This window comes from Streptococcus danieliae, from assembly GCF_013415245.1.
Lineage (GTDB): Bacteria > Bacillota > Bacilli > Lactobacillales > Streptococcaceae > Streptococcus > Streptococcus danieliae_A.
On record NZ_JACBXX010000120.1, the window covers coordinates 1 to 807 of the forward strand.

The following is an 807-nucleotide window of genomic DNA, read 5'->3' on the forward strand; positions in this document are numbered from 1 at the left end:
CACCACTAAGAAATTCCTTTGGTGACTTGTAGTCCAAACATTTTTTAGGATAATTGTTTATCCAATTTTCAATAAAAGCGACTTCTTTGGGAGTTGTTTCTTTGGTCCCTTTTGGTAACCACCTGCGTATGAGTCTGTTATGATTTTCATTCGTTCCTCTTTCCCAAGATGAATAGGGATGTGCGTAGTAGATATGTTCTTCTGGGAACACTGCGGACAATTGATTGAACTCACCACCGTTATCTGCTGTAATAGATAGAATTTGGTGCTCTTTTAAAATTTGCTTTAGGGCCTGATTTACAGATTGAGCGGTTTTATCTGGAATTAGTCTTATGATTTGATGACGACTTCTCCGATCCGTCATTACCAATAGGCATTTGTTCTTTGCTTTACTCAAGACAACTGTATCAATCTCGTAGTTACCATTCTCTAATCGAAGATTAATTTCTTTAGGTCTCTCTTCAATTGATCTCCCAGCGGGTTTGAAATTTGGACTAGCTTGTTTCCCAATAGTTTTTCTTCTTCTAGGATAAAGCATATCTTTCCTAGTTAATCCAAGGTGGCCATTGTGAATCCAATAGTAAATTGTGGTAACACCTACCTCAATGTTTTTTGCCTTAACCATCATTTCAGGCGAATAGTTTTCATGATGGTAGTGAAGAATTTTGTCCTTCATTTTCTTAGTAAGAATCAGTTTTTTAACAGATCGTTTACGATTTTTCTCGTAATTAGCTTGAGCGACATCGGCTGAATAGACATATTTAAAGAGTCCTTTTCTCACTTGTTGTAAGACTTGCCCTCGCTTGA

1 protein-coding gene is annotated in these 807 nt (G+C 36.9%); it reads right to left on the reverse strand.

Annotated features, from left to right (window positions below):
- The coding region (locus HZY94_RS04920; RefSeq protein ID WP_179925245.1) for an IS30 family transposase at positions 1-807 on the reverse strand (807 nt) is incomplete at both ends.